16 protein-coding genes and 1 riboswitch are annotated in these 16,860 nt (G+C 51.4%); of the genes, 5 read left to right on the top strand and 11 right to left on the bottom strand.

Annotated elements, in window-relative coordinates; translation table 11 throughout:
- Positions 1-2 precede the first annotated feature (2 nt).
- Both cydS and I8J30_RS12170 read left to right on the top strand, forming a co-directional pair.
- Entirely contained in the window at positions 3-104 is a 102-nt protein-coding gene (cydS, locus tag I8J30_RS34205) for a cytochrome bd oxidase small subunit CydS family protein (RefSeq protein ID WP_371264700.1), read from the top strand.
- 86 nt (positions 105-190) lie between these two features.
- The gene (locus I8J30_RS12170) at positions 191-343 is read left to right on the top strand and encodes a DUF6254 family protein (protein WP_177245624.1); all 153 of its coding nucleotides are present in this window, start codon (positions 191-193) and stop codon (positions 341-343) included.
- Positions 344-415: 72 nt separating this feature from the next.
- Here I8J30_RS12170 and I8J30_RS12165 read toward each other — a convergent pair whose 3' ends face one another.
- The 3 genes from I8J30_RS12165 to I8J30_RS12155 form a co-directional block, all read right to left on the bottom strand.
- A complete protein-coding gene (locus tag I8J30_RS12165) occupies positions 416-3,223 on the bottom strand; it encodes a bifunctional diguanylate cyclase/phosphodiesterase (RefSeq protein WP_210655581.1) in 2,808 nt (935 codons plus the stop codon).
- The gene (locus I8J30_RS12160; protein WP_210655582.1) at positions 3,213-4,985 is read right to left on the bottom strand and encodes an ATP-binding protein; all 1,773 of its coding nucleotides are present in this window, start codon (positions 4,983-4,985) and stop codon (positions 3,213-3,215) included. Before I8J30_RS12160 ends, I8J30_RS12165 begins: the two co-directional genes overlap by 11 nt.
- Positions 4,986-5,070: 85 nt before the next feature.
- A riboswitch (cyclic di-GMP riboswitch) is annotated at positions 5,071-5,164 on the bottom strand.
- Between the two features lie 186 nt (positions 5,165-5,350).
- Positions 5,351-6,430 (bottom strand): Gfo/Idh/MocA family protein, encoded by a 1,080-nt coding sequence (locus tag I8J30_RS12155; RefSeq protein ID WP_210655585.1) that lies wholly within the window; start codon positions 6,428-6,430, stop codon positions 5,351-5,353.
- 165 nt (positions 6,431-6,595) lie between these two features.
- Between I8J30_RS12155 and I8J30_RS12150 the strand changes: the two genes are divergently transcribed.
- Positions 6,596-7,465 carry an AraC family transcriptional regulator gene (locus I8J30_RS12150; RefSeq protein WP_091213610.1) on the top strand — a complete coding sequence of 290 codons (870 nt, stop codon included), beginning with the start codon at positions 6,596-6,598 and terminating at the stop codon, positions 7,463-7,465.
- Between the two features lie 22 nt (positions 7,466-7,487).
- On the opposite strand, the gene I8J30_RS12145 is transcribed toward I8J30_RS12150, so the two are convergent.
- From I8J30_RS12145 to I8J30_RS12125, 5 genes are all read right to left on the bottom strand, one after another.
- Positions 7,488-8,261: a sugar phosphate isomerase/epimerase family protein gene (locus tag I8J30_RS12145; protein WP_210655587.1), complete on the bottom strand. Its 774-nt coding sequence runs from the start codon at positions 8,259-8,261 to the stop codon at positions 7,488-7,490.
- A gap of 80 nt (positions 8,262-8,341) precedes the next feature.
- Positions 8,342-9,061 (bottom strand): response regulator transcription factor, encoded by a 720-nt coding sequence (locus tag I8J30_RS12140; RefSeq protein WP_091213605.1) that lies wholly within the window; start codon positions 9,059-9,061, stop codon positions 8,342-8,344.
- 119 nt (positions 9,062-9,180) lie between these two features.
- Entirely contained in the window at positions 9,181-10,962 is a 1,782-nt protein-coding gene (gene pnpS, locus I8J30_RS12135; protein WP_210655589.1) for a two-component system histidine kinase PnpS, read from the bottom strand.
- Positions 10,963-11,017: 55 nt separating this feature from the next.
- Positions 11,018-11,935 carry a bile acid:sodium symporter family protein gene (locus I8J30_RS12130; RefSeq protein ID WP_091213599.1) on the bottom strand — a complete coding sequence of 306 codons (918 nt, stop codon included), beginning with the start codon at positions 11,933-11,935 and terminating at the stop codon, positions 11,018-11,020.
- 79 nt (positions 11,936-12,014) lie between these two features.
- Positions 12,015-13,559 carry a fumarate hydratase gene (locus I8J30_RS12125; protein WP_210655591.1) on the bottom strand — a complete coding sequence of 515 codons (1,545 nt, stop codon included), beginning with the start codon at positions 13,557-13,559 and terminating at the stop codon, positions 12,015-12,017.
- A 149-nt stretch (positions 13,560-13,708) separates the two neighbouring features.
- Between I8J30_RS12125 and yfbR the strand changes: the two genes are divergently transcribed.
- Both yfbR and I8J30_RS12115 read left to right on the top strand, forming a co-directional pair.
- Positions 13,709-14,311, top strand: a complete 603-nt coding sequence (yfbR, locus tag I8J30_RS12120) for a 5'-deoxynucleotidase (protein ID WP_210655593.1) — start codon at positions 13,709-13,711, stop codon at positions 14,309-14,311.
- Positions 14,312-14,415: 104 nt separating this feature from the next.
- Complete coding sequence (locus I8J30_RS12115; RefSeq protein WP_210655595.1) at positions 14,416-14,808, top strand: cupin domain-containing protein; 393 nt, start codon at positions 14,416-14,418, stop codon at positions 14,806-14,808.
- Positions 14,809-14,856: 48 nt separating this feature from the next.
- Here I8J30_RS12115 and I8J30_RS12110 read toward each other — a convergent pair whose 3' ends face one another.
- From I8J30_RS12110 to I8J30_RS12100, 3 genes are all read right to left on the bottom strand, one after another.
- On the bottom strand, positions 14,857-15,189 hold the full coding sequence (locus I8J30_RS12110; RefSeq protein ID WP_210655597.1) for an HIT family protein: 333 nt from the start codon (positions 15,187-15,189) through the stop codon (positions 14,857-14,859).
- Positions 15,190-15,484: 295 nt separating this feature from the next.
- A complete protein-coding gene (locus I8J30_RS12105; protein ID WP_210658571.1) occupies positions 15,485-16,480 on the bottom strand; it encodes a phosphotransferase enzyme family protein in 996 nt (331 codons plus the stop codon).
- A 27-nt stretch (positions 16,481-16,507) separates the two neighbouring features.
- Entirely contained in the window at positions 16,508-16,672 is a 165-nt protein-coding gene (locus I8J30_RS12100; protein WP_210658569.1) for a hypothetical protein, read from the bottom strand.
- Positions 16,673-16,860 lie beyond the last annotated feature (188 nt).

Raw genomic sequence — 16,860 nt, 5'->3', positions numbered from 1 at the left:
AAATGGAGCAATTTCTGATCTTCGTCGCACCGCTGCTCGTTGTTGCGTTATCTGTGGGATTTCTGTTCTGGTGGGGTGCCCGGAAGCCGAAACCGAAACGTTAATTTGTCATAAGAATCGGCCTAATCGCGCACGATAAATGGGTACAATCCAGCGATCACACTCATTTATAAAGGAGCATTCACCGACTATGACATCTTCGAAGAACCGCCGAGAGAACGCTTGGAAGAGCCGAAAGCAAAACCAAAAACCCCATGGCGAGGTCAAATCGTTGGCCGAGCTCTCCGATGAAGGCACCTCCGGCGTTGCCGGCTATGAAAATGCCCGTAACAACGGCGACTAGCCCCCGATGAACAAAATCCGCCTAAATCACGTTCTCCGTGGTTTAGGCGGATTCTTATTGTGGAGCTACAGTTTACCCGGCCGCCGAACCGGCCGCCGCTTCTCCCCGAGCCAGATAGGCCGCGCTCAAGTACGTTTGCTCAAACTGCGGTATCGATAACGGCCTGCTGTGCCAGTAGCCCTGCATATCCGTACAGCCCAGCTGACAGAGGCGCTCGGACTGCTGCTCCGTTTCTACTCCTTCGGCCAATACCCGCAGCTTCAGACTGCGCGCCATCGCGATGATCGCTTCAACAATTGCGGTATCTTCGCCTGCACCGGAAACATCCTGTACGAAGGATTTATCGATCTTAAGCGTATCGATCGGAAACCGTCTCAGATAACATAAGGAAGAGTAGCCCGTTCCGAAGTCATCGATGGAAATCGAAACTCCGAGCCGCTTTAGCGCGTGGAGCTTGCCGATTATCGCCTCGTTATGCTGCATAGCCATGCTTTCGGTCATTTCCGCGATCAAATACTTGGCATCCAAGCCCGTCTGCTCCAGCGCGCCAATGATCATATCCACGATTAGATCTTGATTAAACTGAATGACGGAGAAATTAACGGCGACCGGAATCCGTGGGAGGCCCGCATCATGCCATTCTTTCATTTGCTTGCAGGCTTTATGCAAAATCCATTCACCCAACACGATAATATGACCGGTACTCTCAGCAATCGGAATGAACTCGCATGGTGAAATCGTGCCCAGCACCGGATGCTCCCAGCGAACCAACGTCTCTACACCGATCAAATGACCCTGCTCCGCATTAAACATCGGTTGGTAGACAAGATGGAAGGCCTGCTCTTCGATTGCGGCCGGCAATGCCTGCTCGATGTTCATACGACGTGCCTGACAATGGTTCATCGCCCATTCGAAGAATTGGAATTGATTCTTACCCTTCTCCTTCGCTGCGTACATCGCCGTATCCGCATTTTGCAGCAGCATCTCCAGCGTCTCGCCATCCTTTGGATATAAGGCAATCCCGACACTCGTTGTAATGAAAATATCCTGGCCTTCCACTTGAATCGGCTCGGCCACTCGTCGAATCAGCGTTTCCGCCATGAGCTCCAGCTGCGAGCGGTTGCAATCCTGAATGATCGCCACAAACTCATCCCCGCTTAACCGCGCAACCATGCGATTGTCGCCAATCGTCTCGCTAAGCACGGCTGCAAAATGCTGCAGCAGCCGATCTCCCATTAAATGCCCCATCGTATCATTAATCAGCTTGAAACGATCCAGATCGAGAAACATCAGCGCCGCCTGCTGCCCTCTCGCGCTCACGACTTGCAGCAATTCAGGATAAGAGAGGTTGAACCAGTTCCGATTCGGCAGCCCCGTCAGCATATCATAATAAGCCAGCTGCCTGATCGTATTCTCGTAGCGTTTCTTGTCCGTAATATCCCAAGCAATCGTTTGAATCAAGGCTTGTCCGGAAAAATGCACCAGGATCGACTTCGCTTCAATGTCGATCGTCGTGCCGTTGAGCTTATGCATCTTCAGCTCGATGGGATCGCCTTTAGCTGTCCCGGTTTGAATGTGCTCCAGCCACTGCGCCGCGGATGCAAGGCATTCAGAATGAACCAGCTCCAGGAAACCTCTCCCGATCAAGCCATCCTGCTCGGCACCGAATATACGCAGTGCCGATTCGTTCACGAAAGATATTACGCCTTGATAATGAACCAGAATCGGCTCCGGCGAGAAATCAATCAGCTTGCGATAGCGCTCCTCGCTCTCGCGCAGCGCTTCTTCTACAAGCCGCCGCTCCGTCAAGTCACGCAGATACATCGTAAAGACGGGGAATTTCTCGCTGCGAATACGAGTGACGATAATTTCCGCCGGAAACGTACTCTGATTCCCACGCGGCATCATCGTCTCGACTCTCGTACCAAGCACCGTTTTGTTACCGCTGCACAGCATTCCGTTCATCGACGACATATCTCGAGGCAGCTCAGGCATCAATAACTCTTTAATGGAGCTGCCTATCACCTCGCTTCGCGAGTAACCGAAGAGAGTCTCCGCTGCCGGATTAAACTCGAATATGGTTCCTTTATGGTCGAACATGATCAAGCAATCAATTGCCGACTCCAGGATGGAGCCCTTAAGCGACAGCTGCTCCGACAGCTTCTTGTCGACATTCATCGAGCTGATCAAGCTGACAGCCATAATGACGATTGTACCAAATGCTACGTAGACCGCCATTTCGATAAAATCCATCGCCTGCGCATCGCTCGCGCGACTAAGCATATGTACCGGCATCGACATATTTGCCGCAGACATGCCCGTATAATGCATCCCTGTGACTGCAATGCCCATAATGAAACCGCTAAGCCAATAGTGATTGTTTCTGCGGAAGGAGAAAAGCAATGCAACAATCGATGCCAACACAGCGATCAGAATGGAAAGTGTGATTATATAGGGATTATAAGTAACCGTAAGTCCCGTCAAGGCATACATGCCGATGTAATGCATGCCGGTGATTGCAAGTCCCATGATGGTCCCGCCGATAATCAGCCTCAGCGTACCGCGACCGGAGTGGCTGGCAATGCCGAAACCGATAAAAGCGCCTACAATGGAAACGCCAATCGACACCAGCACGGTTACAAAATCATAAGTCACACCCGTTGGAAGATGGACAGCGAGCATCGCGATAAAATGCATCGACCATATCCCAACACCCATGACGACTGCTCCGCCGAACAGCCATCCTCGTTTCTTCCAGCCTTCCGACAACAGAACACGTCTGGCTAAATTCAATGCCATATACGAAGCGAACAGCGCAATAATAAAAGACAAACAGACCAAGAACCAGTTATAGCTGCCTTCGATATGATTATGCACCATTTCGATACCCCCCGGGGAGTGTTACTTGGAACGTCGTGCCCTCTCCCATTTTGCTGGAAATAGAAATTGTCCCGCCATGGCTGGAAATGATTTTGTTGCTGATCATCAGCCCAAGGCCTGTCCCCTGCTCCTTCGTCGTAAAAAAGGGCCTGCCCACCTGATCCAGCAACTCCTGAGGAATGCCGCAGCCATAGTCTGCAATCGAGGTCATGATGTGGTTGCCGACCTGTTCGACCACAATTCGAATTTCACCGCCGCCCTCCGTTGCTTCGATTGCGTTCTTAATGAGATTGATAAATACCTGTTTGATCTGGCTTTCATCGCAATAAATAAGCAGCTCCGGCTCCGAGAATTGCAGCTTAATATCTACATTGTTTAGATTAGCCTGTGATTCCAGCAGCGTATAGACGCCGGCTAGAAGCTCACCTAGATTGGTCGCTTGAAATCGGCTGATTTGCGGCTTCGCAAGCAGGAGCAGCTCGTTGATGATGCCTTCCATCCGAACAACCTCGGATGTAATAATGGCGACATACTCCATTTTGCTCATCCCGTTCTGAAACAGCTTCATAAATCCTTTAATCGCCGTAAGCGGATTTCGAATCTCGTGCGCGATGCCCGCAGCCAGCTGGCCCGCCATGGACAGCTTCTCCGACTCTACAAGGAACGACTCCTGCTCCTTGCGCTGCGTTAAATCGGTAAAGTTGATGACGACTCCGGCTTGCTCGCCTTTGACCCGCATTGGGGTAATATGATATTCCACCGGGAACGTCGAACCATTCTTACGGCGAAACAAATCATCCGCTACATAGTCAGCGTTGCCGGAGCGATTCACCTTCTCTACGGGATCCCATTCCTCTTCCTCCGGCTTAATCGCCCGCAGCCCAACTTTACGACCGAGTACCTCATTCGCCTCGAAGCCGGTTAAGTTCGCAGCGGCTTGATTCCAGAAGATCACCTTGCCCCGCTCGTCCAGTCGGTAGATCCCCTCGGCCACGGAATCCAGAATATGCGAATAGGCTTCATTCATCCGCTTAAGGCGTTCTTCACTTTGCTTCAAGCGGCTGTCAATCATCAGAATGACGATTGAATACATGCAGATTACGGAAACGATCAAACTAATGCTAATGGCCAGGAAGAATTGATTTTGCGATAAAGCCACAGATTCACTTGCATATTGCGATGTAAGGCCATGCATCATGGGCATATTGCTATAATGAAGAAATTCAACGGCTGCGGATAGCGATAATGCGTGGATGAACTGCCGCAAACGGCTTAGTTTATGGAGTCGATGCTGCCTTGTGAATACGAATCCCAGCACAAGAGCCAGCACGATAATGGAAACAAAACCTGTGGATGACTGATAGTGGAGTGTCGCATGGGCTTTGATGGCTTTCATCCCGATGTAGTGCATGGCTACGATACCGCCGGTCTGTACCAAGATACCGAGAACGAGCAGGCTTGTCCGATGTCGCTGCGCAGCACGTTCGAACAAGAGAAGCGCTATCGCGGACATGACGACTAAAACACCCATGGAGAGAAACACATAACCGAAATGATACATCACCTTGACCGGAAACGGATACGCGAGCAATGCCACAAAATGCATGGACCAAACCCCGATACTAAATACAAAAGCACCACTCATAAGCCAAAAGAATGTCGTATACCTTGCTGCATTCATACGCCTGTACAGATGAAAGAGGATTAGAGAGGAACTGAATACGAGTACGAATGAAATGGCGACGAGTGCGACGGATGCCATGCTAACCTTCCTCCGGTTCATTGACTTAGCTGCAGGGTGCAAAATGGCAATAAAAAAACCACCCGAATAGGATGGATTCCATCTACTCGGCAACCTTGTCTACCTTAGCATCACGGCGAGTGATCCCTTAGGCCACGGCTTTGCGTCCCATAGTTTCCTATGGTTTGCCTTTATCATAGGTATTAAGTTGTAAAATTTTCCTGAAGATTAGTTTAATTCTCATTATAATTTTTTTCCCGGAACTGTACAGAGCGAATAACGTTGAATTTTGACTGATTTTGTCGAATTCGAAAATAGATCTAACAGCGTTAATTATTGCAAAAAAGCCGGGGATGACAAGGCCATCCCCGGCTTCAATGTTTGTTCTACTCGAAGTATACAGCCTTGCCCGTGCGGGAAGACTCGTAGATCGCTTCAAGAATTTCGGAAACCACAAGCGCTTGCTCTGGTTTAACGAACGTTTCTTTGTCGTTTTTAACGGCATCGATCCACATGCTTGCTTCAAGAACTTCTGCGGTTTCGCTCGCGCCTTCATAGAAAGCAACGCCGCCGCTGTTCAGTTCAACTTTGTTTACATATAGGCGGCTGTTGTGCTCGCCATTGAAACGAAGACCGTCTTTCATGTCAGCGCCTGCTTTAGTACCGCTGAGGGATACTTTAGCCTCATCGACTTCAAGCGAGTTAAGCGCCCAGCTGGATTCGAGGATTACAGTTGCACCGTTCTCCATCGTGATCATAGCGAAAGCGGAATCTTCAACCGTGAATTGTTTTGGATCCCATGGGCCCCAAGCATTCGCAGCGTTCTCGTTTTGGGACAGCTTGTGGTAAGCGCGGCCAAGAACGACTTTCGGCTTGTAGTTGTCCATCATCCACAATACAAGGTCAAGCGCGTGAGTACCGATATCGATAAGCGGGCCGCCGCCTTGTTTCTCTTCATCCAAGAATACGCCCCATGTCGGAACGGCACGACGACGGATTGCATGTGCTTTAGCGAAGTAAATTTCGCCAAGCTCGCCTGCATCGCAAGCTTCTTTCAGGTAACGGCTGTCTGCACGGTAACGGTTGTTGTAACCGATGCTGAGTTTTTTGCCGGTACGTTTTGCAACTTCAAGCATTTTGCGAGCGTCAGCAGCTGTTTTAGCCATTGGCTTCTCGCAAAGCACGTGTTTGCCGGCTTCCAATGCGTCGATGGAGATAACCGCATGGGAATCGTTAGGCGTACAAACGTGGATCACGTCGATCGACGCGTCTTGAAGCAGTAGTTTATAGTCAGAATATACTTTTGCTTCTTCAGTGCCGTATTTCGCTTTTGCTTGTTCAGCCTTCTCAACAATGATATCGCAGAAAGCAACGATTTCAGCGTCTTTGACTTGGGCCAAACTTGGGAGATGTTTACCGTTGGCGATACCGCCGCAGCCAATAATGCCTACACGTACTTTTGACATTTTAAATTTCTACCTCCATGAGCCTCGAAATGATATAATTTGTAGTATGCGTGTCAGCTAGATAGAGAGACACAACTGACTACAGTATAGACGAACATGTCCACAAAAATATAGGCGCTATATAGGTATGCTTTTATGTGATTTTGTTATCGAAGGGATGGTACCGTGGAATTTTACAATGAAAAGGTCGTTTACGAGAACCCGCTGCTCTCCATAAAAGTGTTTCAATCCCTGCGGAATAACGATCTGTTTATCAATTGGCATTATCATCGCGAAATCGAATTGCTGCTTGTGATCACCGGCGAGCTTGACGTAAATATAGAAGATGAGTGCATAAAACTACAAACGGGCGACATCGCATTGATCGGTGCAAGGCAGCTTCATCGCGATCGCAGCATGAGCAGCCCGCTGAATTATATCGTCTTGCAGTTTGATTTGGAGCAGTTTATTGACCAAAGCTCCATGCCTTATATGCGATTCTTCTCCGAGACGAAGAACCCGCTCAGCCGGGCGAATTATATTTTCCAAGAGAATGAATCGGCACGGGCAGAGGCGTCGGAATGTATCCGAGGCGTTCTGCAGGAAGTCACGACGAAGCAAAGCGGGTATGAGCTCGCGGTCAGCATGTACATAAAGAAGCTGCTCCTTCTGCTCATTCGGGGAGATTCCAGGAAAGTGCTTGCTGATCATGACGACTTTGACCGGGCTCGTCTCCGAGGGGTAATCGACTACGTAGAGGAACATCTGACCGACCGCATCCAAGTTGAAGAAGTATCGAAGCTTGCCAATATGAGCTATTACTACTTCGTCAAATTCTTTAAGAAAGCGATCGGGATGTCCTTCACGGAGTATGTGAATTACCGCAAGATCAAATGGGCCGAGCGTATTCTGCTCACGAAGGATCTCAGCGTCTCCGAGGTCGGCGACCGGATCGGCATGCCGAATATGGCCCATTTCTATAAAATGTTCAAGAAATATAATGATTGCTCACCGAAGCAATTCCAGAAGAAAATGCTGGAGTGGAACCGCGCTTAGCCCTACAGTGAACGGCGGTGAATCAGCCTATCCGCTGAAAGGTTTGTTTCATGAATGTCAGGCTGGCCGGCAATTCCTCGTCCAGTCGTTGAAGGCTGCATTCCGCGGAAATTCCGCCTTTGTAGCCTGCTGCAGTCAGCTGCGCGGCAAACTCCGCATAGGGATATTGCCCGGTTCCCGGTGACAATCTGCCTGTATCTGCGATGTGGATATGCGCAAGCCAGTCTTTATGTGCAGTCAATGTGTCCAGCGCTTCGCTATCCTCGTCCATGTGATAGAAATCAGCCAGCACCCGGATGGCAGGATGATTGATTTGTTTCGCAAAATGCACAGCCTCGGCGACAGAGCCAATCAGATTGGTCTCCTTCTTGTTCAGCGGTTCAATAGCCAGCGTTACGCCGCTTCCCTTCAATTCCTCCGAAATCCAGCTAAGTAAGTGGAGCAGCTGGTCCTCCGCCCGATTGCGTTCCCATCCATCCGGTATGTCGCGCGCTCTGCCGCTTCCAAGCACGGAAATTTTCGAACCGATCTGATTCATCGCTTTCGCAGCGCGGTACAGATATCGCCGGATACGCTCCGGATCTACATCGGGACCGACCACTTTAATGTCGCCGGGGAAAAATACGTTAAACGCGTAGACAGGCAGAGGGCTGTCCAAGTAAGCACGCAGCAATTCTTGATGCAAAACCTCATTCTCCAGCTGCAGGGCGGACAGAGGACACTCGATGTAATCAAACCCGTATTTGTGAAGAAGCTCTGCGTCCTCGATCCCTCTGCACCAACCGTAAGCAACCATTCGAAAAAACACCTCCATTAGTTTCTAACGTGATTTTACCATTATTTGCTTCGGAATTTGCGGCAAAAAAAAAGTTCACCTTATTTAGGTGAACCTAGCTTCTTCGGCATAACCAGTTTATAGCCTACGCCGCGAATGGATTCAATTTCGACCGATTGTTGACCCAGCTCTAATTTCTTACGTAAAGAGCTGACATGCACATCTACCGTTCGCTGTCCGCCGAAATAGTCGAATCCCCATACGACATTCATAAGATCATCGCGGGTAACGACAACGCCGGGACGTTGAACAAGATAGAGCAGCACTTCGAATTCCTTCGGTCGAAGCGGCACGGTTTCCCCATTAAGGATAACCTCATACCGTTCCGGATAAATCGATAAATCGCCGGCCGTAATGACTTTGTCCGTGGACTCCGTCAGCTTGCCGTCATCTTGGCCGGTTCTGCGAAGTACCGCAGATACGCGCGCAAGAAGCTCGGCCACGCCAAATGGCTTGGTCATATAGTCATCGGCGCCTCGCTTCAGACCTTGCACTACTTCTTCTTCCGCATTGCGGGCCGTCAGTACGATAACCGGCGTGCGGTTGCCGCTCTGACGCAAGCGAGATAAGATCTCGAAACCGTTCATGCCCGGCAGCATAATATCTAGAATGATAAGATCAAATGCGCGCTGCAAAGCAACCTGCAAGCCTTCCGCACCATGATCAATGACTGTCGTGTCATAACCTTCTTGAGAAAGGTTATACGAGAGTAATCTGGCTAACGTCGGCTCATCCTCAATGACCAACACTTTCTGTGACATGTTGACCCCCTGGCTTCCACGCATGCCGCTGCTCGTGATCGGCATGGTAACTCGTTCTACTTTCATACCCATGATAGCATTGTTCAGAGGAAGGGGAAACCCCAATTACTGGTTCGCTGCTATTGAAGGACCGGCAGCTCAATTGTAAACGTCGAGCCGCTGCCCACTCGGCTCTCTACGGAGATCGTTCCTTTGTGTAGTTCAACAAGATGCTTCACGATCGACAAGCCCAACCCGGTTCCGCCTGAACTGCGGGATCTGGCCTTGTCCACTCTGTAGAAACGCTCGAAAATTCTCGGCAGATCTTTCTTCGGAATGCCGATACCCGTATCAGATATGTGAATACGTACGGATTCGTAATTTTCCCCGCCGACCGGCTCCACGACGATGGAAACACTTCCGCCTTCAGGCGTGTAGTTAATTCCGTTCGAGAGCAAGTTCATGATGATTTGGCGCAAGCGGTCTTCATCCGCCTCGACATACACATCCCGATCTGCTTTATAGGATAACCGAATTTGCTTCTGCAACCCTTCCGCGCGCATCAGCTCTACCGTCTTCTCCACGAAGGACGCCAGCTCGATTGGCGAGAATTGCAGAGGCACGCGGCGTGACTCAATCTTAGACAATTCCAAGATGTCGCCGATAAGCCGGTTCAAGCGGTCGCTCTCGTCATAAATGATTTGCAGGAAGGAGCGTGCCGTCTCCGGATCATCCACGGCGCCGCCAAGCAGCGTCTCCGCGAACCCTTTTACGGCGGTAATCGGTGTTTTCAGCTCATGCGATACGTTGGCAACGAACTCGCTGCGCATCCGCTCCAGCCTGCGAATCGCCGTCACGTCTTGAAGGACCAGCAGGACGCCGCCGAAGGAGTCATCATCCTCGAAGATCGGCACCAGGTTAAGATCCAGCAGCCGTTCCTCCGGATAATAGAAGGTGACCTCTTCGCGCAGATGCTCTTTGCGCTCGATGCCCTCTTGAATAATTTGCGAAAGCTCATACTGCTGCTTAGCTACCGTGAAATGATGACCGACCAGCTCACGCACCGAGAAGCCAAGCACTTCCTCTGCCCGCCGATTCAACAGCACGATATGACCGCTCGCATCGATCATGACAACGCCGCTGATCATGTTGTCCAGGACGCTGGCCAATTGGCTTTCGTTCTGATGAATGCGCGTCATCTGTACTTGAAGCGAGTCCGCCATCGCATTGATGGCAAGGCCAAGCTCGCCAATTTCGTCGTTACGCTTCACATGGACGCGCGCTCGATAATCCAAGCTCTTGATCCGCTTCGCGACACGCGTAATTTGTTCAAGCGGGCGCGTTAAACCAAGCGCCACACGGTAGCTGATCAGCGCAGCCGCGATAAACAGAATGAGCAGTCCCAGCACAAGGGTGATCCAAATGCGCTGTACGCTCTCATCGACCTTCTGCAAGCTAAGTGCCATACGGATAATATCCGAATTCGGATCATTCGGATGAACAAGCATCGCTACGTAAAGCAAATTTTCATTAATGGTATCGCTGTAACGCGTTGTTCGCCCTACGCCGTCCTCCTTGGCTTCAATCACTTCTTCTCGCTGCAGATGGTTGTCCATCGTTTGCGGATCATGATCGGAATCGCCAAGCACGACGCCATCGCCGCGAATGAAGGTGATCCGAGTATCCGTGATCTCTTTCAGCCGCTTGGCGTTGCCGGTATAGTAGCTGTAGACCGACGCCGGCTCTCCGCTGCGCCAATCCATTTGATCGAGGATAATCTTCATTTCACGCACCATATTGTCTTCCAGCGCGTCCAGATGATTTTCCTTATACGTCTTGCCCATAAATAAACCGGCTGCCAGAACGGCAAGTCCGATCATACCGATCAGAATCATCGTCAGCCGCACGCGAAAGCTGCTCATCTCATCCTACCTCCATGCCGGGGTTGCTCCATGCACCATCCATCGTACCTTGTTCTCAGCCGCCTGCGCCAGCACTGCGTTTGTTAAGTTTTTGTAAAACATAATGGTGCAGCGTGGCAAGCGGCTGTTGAATCAGAATCGACAGCACAACCGGAACGGCGGCCAGCGGGCTAAAATAGCCCATTGCAAGCACTACGCCAAGCGAGATGTTCCGCATACCGGTCGCATAGGACACGGTAACCTGCACCTCGCGGCTGCGGTAATGCATCGTACCGAAATAGCCGATCGCATAACAGAGCCCCACCATAACTAAGGCTGCGGGCACTACCTTGAGCAGATCGCCGCGAAGCGCTTCTGTGGAAGGCGCAATCGCCGCTGCGTTCAGCATGACGACTGCTGTGAAGCACAGCTTGGACAATGGCGGAGCATAGGGCTGAACGGCTTTCTGAATGCGTCCTTTGGACCATTCATGCAACGCAACGCCGATAATCGTTGGCGCCACAATCAGGAGGAGCAGATCGCCCATCATAGCCGCCGTATTGGTTTCAACGTCGGTACGGAACAGCAGATGAATGCCGGTTGGCACCACGATCGGACTGAGCGCCGAATCAATGACGACCATAGCCAGCATGAGCGGGACGCTTCCGGCCGACATCCCTACCCACAGCACGGTTGAAATCCCAAGCGGGATGATCGTGAATAGGACAAGTCCGACGACGTAAGGAGAATCAGGCCCGAACAGCATATACCCCAGCGCGTACGCCACTAACGGCGAGATGATATGCGCCAGCAGGAACGTCCAAATCATAACGCCAGGCCGGTTCAATACCGCTCGCAGCTGCTGCAGGCCGCATCCGATCGCCATCGTTAGCGTGACGAAGGCGAAGCAGTAAGGAACAGCTTGCACATACTTGTGCAGGTGCGCAGAAAAAAAGAATCCCAGGATAAGTGATCCGGGGATAATAAGAAACATCCATTGCTCATACCTTCGATTGAAGGCCAGTCCGAAGCTGCGCGTACCGCATCCCTCATTCTATTGTCTACTTTGGTAATTATTTAAATACAGGCTCTTTAAATTGGGCAAGCTTAGCAAAAGAGTCCTTGTCTACATCCGCATGCAAGCTGTTGCCGTGGGAATCCATCGTTACGACAGCCGCGAAGCCTTCTGTCTTCAGATGCCACATCGCCTCCGGAATGCCGAATTCCATAAAGTCGACGCCGTTTACATGCTTGAAGCATTCCGCGTAGTACTGCGCCGCTCCGCCGATGGCATTCAGATAAACCGCACCGTGCTCCTGCAGCGCAGCGAGCGTCTTCGGTCCCATTCCGCCTTTGCCGATTACAGCGCGAATGCCGAATTTCTTAATAATATCGCCTTGGTAAGGCTCCTCGCGAATGCTTGTCGTCGGTCCGGCTGCTTTCACATGCCAACCGTTCTCGTCCTTCAGCATGACAGGTCCGCAGTGGTAAATAACGGAGCCATTCAAATCGATCGGCGCGTCATGATCCATCAAGTGGTGGTGAATCGCGTCACGGCCCGTGTGCATTTCTCCATTAATGATGACGATGTCGCCAACTTGCAAGCTGCGTACATCTTCTTCGGAAAGCGGCGTGTTCAGCACCACTTCGCGGCGTGCCGCGTTCTCCGTTACCGCCTCAGCCGCTTCATCAGCCGCCTGCGATTTCATCGGTGTATCGGAGCCGTTCGGATATATCCAGGATTTGATCTCACCGCTGTCCGCAGAGAGCAATACGCCTTGACGGCGGTAAGCCCAGCAGTTGTACGCAACGGAGACGAAATAGCTTGCCGGCAGACGGTTCATGACGCCGACTTTACAGCCGAGCAAGGTCACTTGGCCGCCGAAGCCCATTGTCCCGATGCCAAGCTTGTTGGCGTTCTCCATCACATATTCTTCAAGTTGAGCAAGCTCGGGAATCGTATTCGTATCATCGGTATGACGGAATAATTGCTGTTTCGCTAATTCATAGCCTGTCGTCCGGTCGCCGCCGATGCCAACGCCGATGAAACCCGCGCTGCAGCCTTGACCTTGTGCTTGATAGATCGAGTGCATAATACATTTGCGGATACCGTCGAGATCGCGGCCGGCTTTGCCTAGACCCGGAATCTCCATCGGAAGGCTGTATTGGATGTTCTTGTTCTCACAGCCGCCGCCTTTGAGGATCAGACGCACATCGATATCGTCCTTCTCCCATTGCTCGAAGTGGATTACCGGCGTACCCGGTCCGAGGTTGTCACCGGTGTTGGAGCCGGTGAGCGAATCTACGGAGTTCGTGCGCAGCTTGCCGTCTTTCGTTGCGCGCGCGATGGCACTGCGAATCTGCTGCTTCATAATAATTTGGTTGGCGCCAACCGGCGTATGGACGACAAAGGTCGGCATGCCTGTATCCTGACAGATCGGGGAGACATTGCACTCCGCCATCTCAATGTTCGTTGCAATCGTGGAGAGCGACAGTCCGGCGCGCGTTGCGCGGTCCTCCGCTTCTTGTGCGGCTTGAATCACTTTCCGGACGTCTCCCGGTAGATTCGTAGAAGTTTCAACAATAAGGTTATAAACACTCTGTTCAAAATGCTGCATAAGGCCTAAATGGCTCCTCTCTCTATTCGTTAATCGTCTTTCCTTATATAATCAATCTATATCATACCATATCCTAATCGAGCGGGCATACCGCTTTCGAAGCCTCATATGGTCTCCTATTTCTAGAGTAGAAGGAGCATCCTGCCATTATGGACAGTCCATTTATCGCGTATATGTACCGGCTTCGTTATATCGAGAGATGGAGCCTCATGCGCAATACCACCCGTGAAAATGTTGCCGAGCATTCCTATCATGTAGCGCTGCTTTCGCATATGCTTTGCGAGATTGGCAATCAGCTGTTCGGCCGCTCGCTGAATGCCGACCGCGCTGTAACGATGGCGTTGTTCCACGACGCCAGCGAAGTATTCACAGGCGATATCCCGACGCCGGTGAAGCATCACAACCCGAAGATGCTCGCGAACTTCCGCGAGATCGAGGCGCTTGCCGCCGAGCGGCTGCTCGGCATGGTGCCGGAGCCGCTGCAGGCTGCCTATGAGCCGCTCGTCATCGGAGCGGCACATGACGATGAGGATAAAGCACTGCTCAAGATGGTGAAAGCCGCGGATCTGCTGGATGCCTACATGAAGTGCCTCTCCGAGCTGTCCTCCGGCAATCGCGAGTTCGCCGTCGCGAAAGGGCAAACCGAGCAGAAGCTCGCTGATCTGAACATGCAAGAGGTCTCTTGGTTCCTGACTTATATGGCGCCAAGCTTCAACAAGACGCTGGATGAGCTGTCTGAGCATGAGACTTAGGAGCACGTCCTCCGGATGCCCCTTATTTACCGGGAATAGCTTCACATCTACTCTATATCGAATGAAAGAGAAGGTGACCGAAGGTGGGAGATAACCGGACTTGTATGCGAATTCGTACGAAGGGGAACTACCAGGGGAAACAAGGGTTTGACTATCAAGAAGCGATTTCGGCTGAGAGTGTCGGCTCGACCGGACTCTGCATGCATCTGCTGACCATTCCTCCGGGCGGCCGAGCCAAAGCGCATCTGCACGAGAATCATGAATCTTCGATTTATGTGCTGTCGGGTCGGGCGGGGATGTGGTATGGCGACAGGCTGGAGCAGCATATGGAGGTCGAAGCCGGGGATTTCATGTATATTCCGGCAGGCGTGCCGCATCTGCCTTATAACCGTTCGGATTCGGAAGTTTGCTCGGCGGTCATCGCCCGCACCGATCCGAATGAGCAGGAGAGCGTAACGCTGCTGCCGGAGCTTGACGACCTTCATCGTTCTAACTAATCGGGCTGTGCTGTTGCGCTGCGATTGGATTGTGATTCGCGCCGGATCTCAGCGGCGCAACGGCTCACCGTGAATAACATGCCAATGGAGATGCTTCGAATCCTGGTATTGGCCCAGGTTCGTAATGACCCGGCATGCTCCGTGCTCCGACGTAACTTGGGATGCCGCTTGCTTCACGACCTCCAGTAATTCGAGCAGCAGCTCATTGTCGCTTGCCTCCAAGGTAAGTAAGGAGGAAATATGCTTCTTCGGAATCGCCACGATGTGCACCGGATAGAACGGACGCGTGTGATGATAGGCAAGCACATTCTCCGTCTCGATTACTTTCCGAACAGGCGTCCGACCGCTCAAAACCTCTTCGCAATAGAAATCCTCTGACATGGATTTTCTCTCCTTTGATGGAATGGTGCATACAGCCACCATGCGCTACTTTCCTCGAAATAAACAGTTCATAAATTCTAACGAATTGTAGAAGCCTTATTTCCGCGAAATCAGCGGATTATAAATTCTAACGAATTGTAGAAGCCTTATTCAGGGGATTTGGTTCGAAAATCGGCGATTTGGCACCAAATAGCACCTGTAGGATTCGTTAGAATTTCAAAGCCATTTTTTCGCTCAAATAAGACCTCTGTGGTTCGTTAGAATAAACCCATTGCTGCAGCGGAGCTAAAACGCCTCACACTTTGAACCTCTCCATAACCCGCTCCCCCGACAAATAAGGCCGGCATAGATTCGTACAAAATCCGGGCATCCGCTCGCGAATCCACGGGTGGACGGCTTGGTTCTCCATCTGGAACGCGTAATAACCGAGGACCGCGATCAGCATCCAGCCTTCCAGAAGCACCCTCACCGTATCCGGCACGTCGCCGGAGTCCCCGTAATAGCCGGCTAGGAAATCGAGTCGTTGCTCAGGCGGGACGACCAGAGTGCCCATCCCCACATCAAACAAGTAATAGCCGCTTCCGCATAAACCGAAGTCAATGAAACAAATTTCTCCCTCCGGCGTCAAAATGATGTTGCTCATGTTCAAGTCACCATGGATGATTCCATACGTTTCCTCAGATTTACCTAAGCTCTCGAGTCGCGAGTTCACAAGACCTATCGTTTGCTCCACACAACGAAACTCCTCCTCGCCAAAAAGTCCCTGTTCTACGCCGCGATGAATTTGAGCGATCATCAGGCTATTCCGTTCGATCCCTTGCGAAGGCCGGCTATCGAAATCAAACTGCGGATGATAGCTTCGAAAGAATCGATGCAGCGATGCGATATGAGCGCCAAGTTCCCGCGCGATGACGGGATCGGATTCGCAGGTTTCCTTCCGGAATACCGCTCCCTCTACCCAGGTCAGCAGCGAACTAGGGATTCTTTTGCCCTCATGCTCGATATGAGTCAGTAGATTGCCGGAGCCATGCCAGACAGGCTTTTGCGCTATAAGCTCGCTACGCTGTCCCAACTCTTCAAGGAGCTGCAGCTCGGTCAACAACCCCTTATCCGTTTGCTGCAGTCCTTCGAAATTACGGGTAAGAGGTTGATGCACACGAAATAAGTAGTGTTCGCCCGTTGCCGAATCGATGACTTCGTACGTCCGATTCTCATTATGCCGAAGGAATTGAAGCTGCGGCTCCTGAATGCCATAACCACAAAGTATCTCAACCATCGTATCTTCTCTCATGCCGCCAATCCCCCCTCGCCTCCGACTCTATGAACCCGACGCACTCTGCACCCACACATCCTTAAAATCAATCCAACCCAGCGACGACATCGTAATCCCCTTAATCCCCGGATGATAGGAAGTGTTCGTCTTCTTGTGCAGCAAGAACACCACATGACCCTCCTCGCGAAGCCGATCCTCGATCTCGCCCATAATAAGACGGCGTTCTTCGGATGTCTTCGACGCTAAAGCAATATCGATTTTGTCTCTGGCTCATGCCCGGAATTCCGGATGCAGATGCTCCTTGAGGAAGCTGCCATGCTGCTCATAGGACTCAATCTCGCACACCTCATCCTGCGCAAACAAAATGCCGTACAGGATGGTGTCCGCCTCGTTGATTA

The organism is Paenibacillus lignilyticus (genome assembly GCF_017942085.1).
GTDB classification, from domain to species: domain Bacteria; phylum Bacillota; class Bacilli; order Paenibacillales; family Paenibacillaceae; genus Paenibacillus_Z; species Paenibacillus_Z lignilyticus.
This window is presented reverse-complemented; position numbering and strand designations above follow the sequence as displayed.